General features: G+C 66.5%; 11 protein-coding genes. 5 read left to right on the forward strand and 6 right to left on the reverse strand.

All coding sequences use genetic code 11. The annotated features are described in order from the left end of the window. On the reverse strand, positions 1–1,866 hold the full coding sequence (gene dnaX / locus F604_RS0104620) for a DNA polymerase III subunit gamma/tau (protein WP_019550612.1): 1,866 nt from the start codon (positions 1,864–1,866) through the stop codon (positions 1–3). Positions 1,867–1,883: 17 nt separating this feature from the next. On the opposite strand from dnaX, the gene F604_RS0104625 reads away from it, so the two are divergent. Then, positions 1,884–2,375: a hypothetical protein gene (locus tag F604_RS0104625; RefSeq protein ID WP_019550613.1), complete on the forward strand. Its 492-nt coding sequence runs from the start codon at positions 1,884–1,886 to the stop codon at positions 2,373–2,375. Then, on the forward strand, positions 2,368–3,114 hold the full coding sequence (gene argB, locus F604_RS0104630) for an acetylglutamate kinase (protein ID WP_019550614.1): 747 nt from the start codon (positions 2,368–2,370) through the stop codon (positions 3,112–3,114). Before F604_RS0104625 ends, argB begins: the two co-directional genes overlap by 8 nt. On the opposite strand, the gene F604_RS0104635 is transcribed toward argB, so the two are convergent. The 5 genes from F604_RS0104635 to F604_RS13210 are packed head-to-tail and all read right to left on the reverse strand — an operon-like array spanning position 3,104 to position 5,659. Further along, the gene (locus F604_RS0104635; RefSeq protein WP_019550615.1) at positions 3,104–3,607 is read right to left on the reverse strand and encodes a type 1 glutamine amidotransferase domain-containing protein; all 504 of its coding nucleotides are present in this window, start codon (positions 3,605–3,607) and stop codon (positions 3,104–3,106) included. The two genes, argB and F604_RS0104635, sit on opposite strands and share 11 nt — an antisense overlap. Further along, entirely contained in the window at positions 3,570–4,040 is a 471-nt protein-coding gene (locus F604_RS0104640; RefSeq protein WP_019550616.1) for an NUDIX hydrolase, read from the reverse strand. The genes F604_RS0104635 and F604_RS0104640 overlap by 38 nt, the downstream gene beginning before the upstream one ends. Positions 4,041–4,069: 29 nt before the next feature. Beyond that, entirely contained in the window at positions 4,070–4,666 is a 597-nt protein-coding gene (locus F604_RS0104645; RefSeq protein WP_019550617.1) for a MazG family protein, read from the reverse strand. Beyond that, complete coding sequence (locus F604_RS0104650; RefSeq protein WP_019550618.1) at positions 4,641–5,090, reverse strand: hypothetical protein; 450 nt, start codon at positions 5,088–5,090, stop codon at positions 4,641–4,643. Before F604_RS0104650 ends, F604_RS0104645 begins: the two co-directional genes overlap by 26 nt. An 8-nt stretch (positions 5,091–5,098) precedes the next feature. Next, entirely contained in the window at positions 5,099–5,659 is a 561-nt protein-coding gene (locus tag F604_RS13210; protein ID WP_019550619.1) for a right-handed parallel beta-helix repeat-containing protein, read from the reverse strand. Positions 5,660–5,749: 90 nt separating this feature from the next. On the opposite strand from F604_RS13210, the gene F604_RS0104660 reads away from it, so the two are divergent. From F604_RS0104660 to F604_RS0104670, 3 genes are read left to right on the forward strand one after another with little or no spacing between them, the layout of a single operon-like run. Continuing rightward, positions 5,750–6,163: a copper chaperone PCu(A)C gene (locus F604_RS0104660; protein WP_019550620.1), complete on the forward strand. Its 414-nt coding sequence runs from the start codon at positions 5,750–5,752 to the stop codon at positions 6,161–6,163. Beyond that, positions 6,160–6,753, forward strand: a complete 594-nt coding sequence (locus tag F604_RS0104665; RefSeq protein WP_019550621.1) for an SCO family protein — start codon at positions 6,160–6,162, stop codon at positions 6,751–6,753. The genes F604_RS0104660 and F604_RS0104665 overlap by 4 nt, the downstream gene beginning before the upstream one ends. A 10-nt stretch (positions 6,754–6,763) precedes the next feature. After that, positions 6,764–7,102, forward strand: coding sequence for a hypothetical protein (locus F604_RS0104670; RefSeq protein WP_015715996.1), 339 nt, complete (start codon positions 6,764–6,766; stop codon positions 7,100–7,102). Positions 7,103–7,206: the final 104 nt, after the last annotated feature.

The raw sequence follows: 7,206 nt of genomic DNA on the forward strand, positions 1-7,206 counted from the left end.
TTATATACCAGTACCCCCTATGTCGTCTTCACTCAGCGGTTCCTCGGCCTCGGGAAGCCTGGGCCTGCGCACCCCTAGAAGCCGCGCCCCCAGGAGCCGGGCGATCTCCACCAGGCGCCGGTTGGGATCCTCAGGAGGCCTGATGGGGTCCTCCGCCGGAGCCTCTTGGCCAAAGGGATCCACCTCCCCTCGCCAAGAAGCCTCTGCGGATGGTGGCCTTTCGGCTGGCTCGGGCAAGGCATCCCACGGCTCCTCCTCCCCTTCAGGAAAACCCCTGGCCTCCTGGACACTCCCTTTGGGCAGGGCCGGGGAAGCGGGCTCGGAGGCCTTGGGCTCTTCCGAACGCCCACGTTTTTCCCCGGGCAAAGGAAGGTTCCGGGACGGGGGCCTAGGGTCTAGGCTTTTTTTTTCCAGGAGAAAGGCCACCTCCTCCACCCCGAAGTGGGCCCGCACCAGGGGGAGAAGGATGGCCCTTTGCTCCTCAGCCCGCTTGTGGTGGAAGGCCTTGCTCTCGGGGAAGCGAAGCACCAAGCGCCCTTCTTCCAGGTCCGGCCGGGCCTCCCTGAGGAAGGCCCTCAGGGTGGGCTTCAGGGCCTCGAGGAGCGCCCGCCACCTCCCGGCCAGGTCCCTTGGCATCTCCCCGGAAAGGCCTGCTTCCCTGGCGCCTGGTGGCACCAGGGGCTTGGTGGGATGGAACTCGGGCAGGTCTTCCTGGGAAGCCTCTTGCTTACGCAAATGGGCTGGCTCTTCAGGCAAAGCCGCCTCGGCCCGCACCGCTTTCCCGGAGGGAGGGCTGGCCTTGGGCTGAACCTCCCCCTTGCCCGGCTGGAACAAGGAGGCCGCCGGGAAAACCCTGGCCGCCTGCAACAGGGCTGCCTCCAGGGCCAGGAGGTCCGAGCGCTTGGCAAGGCGCTCCATGGCCTCGTCCAAGGCGGTGAGGGCTCCCAGCAAGGCTTCGGGAGGAGCCTCGAGGCTCTCCCCCGGCAGGCCGTGGGCGGCATAGAGGGCCTCCCGGAGCACCTCCATGAGCCCTCCCACCAGGCTCCTTGGGGCAAAGCCCTTGGCGTAAAGCCCCCTAGCCTCCGAGAGCACTTCCTTGAGATCCCCCCGGGCCAGGCCCTGGGCCAGGCGGGAAAGAGCTTCTCTTGGCGGAAGGCCCAAGGCCTCCTCCACCTGCTTTCGGGTCAAGGGACCTTCCAGGAGAAGCAGGCGGTCCAAAAGGCTTTCCGCATCCCTAAGCGCCCCGTCCGAAAGCCTTGCCACCAGGAGAAGGGCGTCTTCCTCCGCCTCCCTCCCCATCTCCTTGAGGATGCGCTGGAGCTTAAAGGCGATCTCCTCCTCCGTGAGGCGGCGGAAGCGGTAGTGCTGGGTGCGGGAAAGGATGGTGGGGGGCATCCTCTCGGGCTCGGTGGTGGCGAAGATGAAGAGCACGTGGGGCGGGGGCTCCTCCAGGGTCTTGAGGAGGGCGTTGAAGGCGCTTTTGGAGAGCATGTGGGCCTCGTCCAGGATGAAGACCTTCCTGGGGGCGGAAAGGGGGGCAAGGAGGATCCTCTCCCTAAGCTCCCGCACGTCCTCCACCGAGTTGTTGCTGGCGGCGTCGATCTCCACCACATCGGGGTGGGCTCCCTTTTGCACCGCCTGGCAGTGGGCGCAAACCCCGCAAGGGCGCTCCGCCTCCTGGCACCCCACGGCCATGGCCAGAAGCCGGGCGGTGGTGGTCTTCCCCACCCCCCGCGGACCGGAAAAGAGGTAGGCCTGGGCAAGGCGTCCTTCCCGGATGGCCCGCACCAGGGGCTCCTTCACGTGCTCCTGGCCCACCAGCTCCTCAAAGGTGAGGGGGCGGACCCGGCGGTAAAGGGCGCTCACAAGGGCTAGTATAGGGCTTGGTGCGGAGCTTTCTCTCCCTCCACGTGGAGGCCCCGCTGGAAAGGGTGCTGGCCTGGGCCCAGGACAAGACCCTGGGGGCCGGGGTCTACCTGGTTCCGGATCCTCCCTGGGTGAGCCTGTACCACGAGGCCCTCGAGGCCCAGGAGGACCCCGAGGCCATACGGGCCTTCCTGGAGGAGCTCTCCCAACTGGGGAAGGCCCTGGCCTTCCTGGTCCTGGCCGAGGAGGAGCTTCTCTTTCTTCTGGCCGAGGGGGGAAAGGTCCAGGCGGAGCTGGCCCAGGGAACGGAGCTAGGGGAAAGGCTTATGGCCCCTTCGGAGCTGAAACCCCTGCTCGAGAAGGCCAGCCGCATGCCCCCGGTAAGCGCGGTCCAGGCCCTGGCGGCCCATTTCGGCCTCCACCCCGACCACGCCGCCTTGGGCTTTTTGGACCTCCTGGAGGCCGAGGAGGAAGGGGACCTGCCCGAGGAGGTGATCTACCTTGAGTGAACCCTTGCTGGTGAAGGTGGGGGGAAGCCTAAGGGGTGCCGAAACCCTGCTGGACGAGCTCGCCAGCTACCCCGGCCCCCTGGTTCTGGTGCACGGGGGCGGGCCGGAGATCGGGGCCTGGCTTACCCGCCTGGGTCTGGAAAGCCGCTTTGAGGGAGGCCTGCGGGTAACGCCTCCTGAGCACATGGAGGTGGTGGAGATGAGCCTGTGCCTCACGGGGAAGCGCCTGGCGGAGGGGCTTTCCCGAAGAGGGCGAAGGACCCTTTCCCTTTCCGGTCGGGATGCCCTGTGCCTAAGGGGAAAGGTCCTCCCCCACCTGGGCCGGGTGGGGGAAGTGGTGGGGGTGGAAGTGGGCTTGCTCCTGGACCTCCTGGAAAAGGGCTACACGCCCCTTCTCGCCCCCATCGCCCTGGACGAGGAAGGCCCCTTGAACGTGAACGCCGACACCGCCGCCTCCGCGGTGGCCGGGGCCTTGGGGTGGCCCGCCCTCTTCCTCACGGATGTGCCCGGGGTCTTAAGGAACCCCAAGGATCCCACCACCCGCTTCCCCCACCTCACGCCGAAGGAAGTGGACGACCTGAAGGCCCAGGGGATCCTCCAGGGGGGCATGATCCCCAAGGTGGAAGCTGCCTTAAACGCCCTTAGGGCAGGTGCCCCCTGGGCCGCCATCGCCCAGGGGGAAAGGGGCGTAGTGGCCGGGGTCTTGCAAGGGGAAAGGGGAACCCGGTTCACCCTTTAGCCAGAAGCTCCAAAAAGGCCAGGACGAACCCGGGCAGGTCCTTGGGCCCCTGGGCGGTCACCAGGTTTCCATCCACCACCACCCCAGTTTCCTGGTAAAGCCCTCCGGCGTTCTCCAGGTCGTCCCGGATGGAGGAAAACCCCGTGACCCGCCTGCCCCGCACCAGCCCGGCGCTGATGAGAACCCAGCCCGCATGGCAGATGGCCCCGAGGGGCCCTCCCCCCTCCGCCACCCGGCGCACCAGGGCCAGCACCTCAGGGCTTCTTCTCAGGTAATCGGGGGCGAAGCCTCCGGGGATGAGGAGGCCCGCCAGCTCCGGTGCCTCCCGGGCGCTTACCTCCGCCTTCCAGGAAAAACCGGATTTGGCCCTGTACTCCCGGGCCTCAGGACCGATGACCACCGGGGTATACCCGGCCTCCTGCACCCGGTAATAGGGGTACAGGAACTCCCGCTCGTCAAAAAGGTCCGCCAGAAGAATCCCCACTCGCTTCACGCCACACCTCCAGGAACTCCTTAAGGATATTCCCCGTCACCCCCCAGATGTCCACCCCCCGCCAGGGAAAATGCCAGACGGTGCGGCCATGGCGCACCTCGCTCCAGGGGTTTACCTGGAGAAGCTCCTTCAACGGGGCCAGGAAGACCTCGGCCACCTCGAGGGGATTGGGGCTTAAGGGGGGCAGGTCCTCCCGGAAGACCACCACCGGCTGGACCAGGAAACCCTGGGGGGAAAGCACCGGGGCAAGGTACCCCAGGGGCTCCACCCCCAAAAGGCCCACCTCCTCCGCGGCCTCCCGCAGGGCTGCCTCCACGGGGGTTTCCCCTGGCTCCACCACTCCTCCCGGGAAGCTGATCTGCCCGGCGTGGGTGGGGAGGTGGGGGCTCCTTAGGGTGAAAAGGAGGCTTTCCCCAAGAAGGGGCACGGCCACCGCCGCCAGGCGGAAGCCCTCGGGAAGGGCTAGCCCTCCTGGCAGGCTCTCTGGAAGCGCCTTCTTAAGGCGGTCTCGGGGTCCAAGCCCCTCTTGGCGAAAAGCCCCACCAGGTTCCAAAGTGCCTCCTCGAGGTCCCCTTTCTCCAGGGCCGCCCTCAGGCCCTCCGCGCTTCCCGGATCCACGCCCTTTCGCTGGAGCTCATAAGCCCGAAGCAGGGTGGGAAGGTGCTTGGGTAGCCCACAGGGCTCCTCCTTTTTCCCCTCCTCCGCCTTCAGCTCCTCCCAGCGGGCCTTCACCTCCTCCGGGGTCTTGGCCGTGCCCTCCCCGAACACATGGGGGTGGCGGCGGATGAGCTTTTCCACGATGCTTCTTTCCACGTCCTCGTAGGAGAACCGCCCCTCCTCCTCGGCGATGACGCTGTGAAAGGCCACCTGCAAAAGCACATCCCCAAGCTCCTCCGCCATCTCCTGGGAATCCCCCTTCAACAGGGCATCCGCCGCCTCGCTGGCCTCCTCCAAAAGGTACGGGATGAGGCTTTCGTGGGTCTGGGCCCGGTCCCAGGGGCAGCCCCCCGGCCCCCTGAGGCGGCGCATCACCTCAAGAAGCCGCTCCATGCCCCCCATTCTCCCTCAGGAGGAAGCCCCCTGCCAGGGAAAGGCCCACCAAGAGCAGGGAAAGGGGGTCCACCGGGGCCCGCTCCAGCACCCACCCCCCGGGCCCCGGGGCGGGTAGACCCGTGGTGCGGGTGAGGAGGAAAAGCCCCCCCATCACCCCCACCAGGTACCGCCCCAGGCGCCGCCAGCCCGGGCCTATGGATACCTCCAGAAGGGGCAGGAGGAGCAGGGAGAGGCCGTAGCCCAGCTCGAGGGCCAACAGGACCATGAAGAGAAGGGCGTACCAGAACCCCGGGGTCTGGAAGGCCAGGGCGGGGTTTTGCACCAGGAAAAGCTCCCCGCACAGCCCCCCGCCCAAGGGGGTCTTCCCGAAGCCCAGAAGCTGGAGGAAAAAGGGAAGGATGAACAAAAAGGCCGCCAGACGGAGTCGCATGCCCTATGCTACCGGTCCCGACGGGCAAAGACCAGGGCGCCCAGCAGGGCCAGGGCAAGCCCCGAGAAGGCCAGGTAAAGGAAGCCCAGCCAAGGCCCCACCTCCCCAAGCCGCTCCGCCACCAGGTACCCTATGGGCCCGGTGAGCACCGGGGCCTTCAAGCTGGCCAGGAGCCCCACCCGGTGGATCTCCTGGGGGTTGAGAAGCAGGGCCAGGGCGAGGAGGCCCTCCAGGGGATAGTCCTTAAGGCGCACCGCAGCGGGGGCTTCCTCCACCCTCACATCCTCCAGCAGGCATCCCTCGCACCCCGAGAGGTAAATAGCGGCGTCCGGCTCAAAGAAATCCCCCTCGGGCCCCGCCCCCACCACCCTTAGCCCCCGCACCTTGATCCCCGGGGCGAGGAGGCTCAGGGTGTGCCCCTTGTTCCCTCGCAGGACTGCCCCTTGCCCCTCCACCACCAGGTTCGGGGTGGAAAGCACCAATGGACCCCTTACCTCCCCTTCCAGGCGAAGCACCGGAGCCGCCAGTCCCGGAAGGGCCAGAAAGCCCAGGATAAGAACGGGCCGCATCGCCCCTAGGGTAGAAGGGAAGGGCGGGACATCCGTACTCCTCACCCCTGGGGAGTACATATGTCCTTCCCCTCCTGGTAGTCTGGAGGGGTGAGGTGGCTTTTCCTGTTGCTGGGTAGCGTGGCCTTGGCCCAGGCTGTGGCCACCCCGGGCTGGGTCCGCCTGGTACCCCCGGTGGTGAAGGACACCGCCGCCTACCTGACCCTGGAAAACCGGGGCAAGACCCCCTTGCGCCTGGTGGGAGCCGAAACGGAGGTGGCCGAGCGGGTTTCCTTCCATCAGGACCACCGGGAACACCGGGGAGGCCAGGTGGTCCTGGGCATGCGCCCCCTTCCCTACCTGGACATTCCCCCGGGAGGCCGGGTGGAGTTCCGCCCCGGTAAGTACCACCTCATGCTGGAAGGGCTCAAGCGTCCCCTGAAAGCAGGGGAGAAGGTGGCTTTGGTCCTGAGGTTCCAAGACGGCAGCAAGCTCAAGGTGATCCTGCCGGTGGAGATGCGATGAAAGGGAAACTCCTCTTGCCCGTACTCCTGGTCCTCGCCCTGGTGGGGGTGGCCTACCTCCTCCTGCCCAAGGGCACCCACGCCTTCTACGGCACCCGGCTTCTGAACCCCAAGCCCGTGGATTTCACCCTCGAGGGGCCCCAGGGCCCCGTGCGCTTGGCCGAGCTCAGCCAGGGCAGGGTGGTCCTCATCTTCTTTGGTTTCACCCGTTGCCCCGACGTCTGCCCCACCACCATGCTGGCTTTGAAGCGAGCCTACGAAAAGCTCTCTCCCAAGGAGCAGGAAAGGGTGCAGGTGATCTTCATCAGCGTGGACCCCGAGCGGGATATCCCACAGATCTCCGACCAGTACGCCAAGGGCTTCCACCCCAGCTTCCTGGGCCTCACGGGAAGCCCGGAAACCATCCAGGAGGTGGCCCGGACCTTCGGGGTTTACTACCAGAAGACCCAGTACCGGGGCCCGGGGGAGTACCTGGTGGACCACACCGCCACCACCTTCGTGGTGAAGGAGGGCAACCTGGTCCTCCTCTTCAGCCCGGACAAGGTGGAGGAAACGGAGAAAGTGGTGGGGGACCTCCGGGCCTTGTTGTAAACTATTTGCTATGGATTTCCTTAAGGATTTGTTGCAACAGATTTCCGAGAAAACCCGTTCCGCCACCGCCGAGGTGGAAAAGCGCCTTCAGGAGCTGAAGGAGAAGCTGGACCAGGACAAGGACGGCAAGCCCGACCTGGTGGAAAAGGCTCTCCAGGAGGCCAAGAAGGCCCTCGAGGAGGCCAAGGCCCGCCTGGCGGAGCTGGACCAGGACAAGGACGGCGTCCCCGACAAGCTGAAAGAGCTTTCGGAAAAAGCGGCCCAGGCTGCCGAAGCCGCCAAGGCCAAGGCGGAGGAAGCCGCCCGCCTTCTCAAGGAACGCCTGGGCAAGAGGGATTCCCAAGCGTGACGACTCCCCGGACTAAAGTCCAGGGCTTCTCGGGCATGGTATTGCTACCCCCGAAGGCCCCGTCCAGGCCCTAGCCAGGATGTTCTGCGCTGCCGCCACGTCCC

It is taken from the genome of Thermus scotoductus DSM 8553, from assembly GCF_000381045.1.
Taxonomy (GTDB): domain Bacteria; phylum Deinococcota; class Deinococci; order Deinococcales; family Thermaceae; genus Thermus; species Thermus scotoductus.

Coding starts and splice junctions, on each gene's coding strand:
- F604_RS13210 (WP_019550619.1), bottom strand. CDS start 5,659: ATGCGGCCCGTTCTTATCCTGGGCTTTCTGGCCCTTCCGGGACTGGCG.
- F604_RS0104650 (WP_019550618.1), bottom strand. CDS start 5,090: ATGCGACTCCGTCTGGCGGCCTTTTTGTTCATCCTTCCCTTTTTCCTC.
- F604_RS0104665 (WP_019550621.1), top strand. CDS start 6,160: ATGAAAGGGAAACTCCTCTTGCCCGTACTCCTGGTCCTCGCCCTGGTG.
- F604_RS0104645 (WP_019550617.1), bottom strand. CDS start 4,666: ATGGGGGGCATGGAGCGGCTTCTTGAGGTGATGCGCCGCCTCAGGGGG.
- F604_RS0104670 (WP_015715996.1), top strand. CDS start 6,764: ATGGATTTCCTTAAGGATTTGTTGCAACAGATTTCCGAGAAAACCCGT.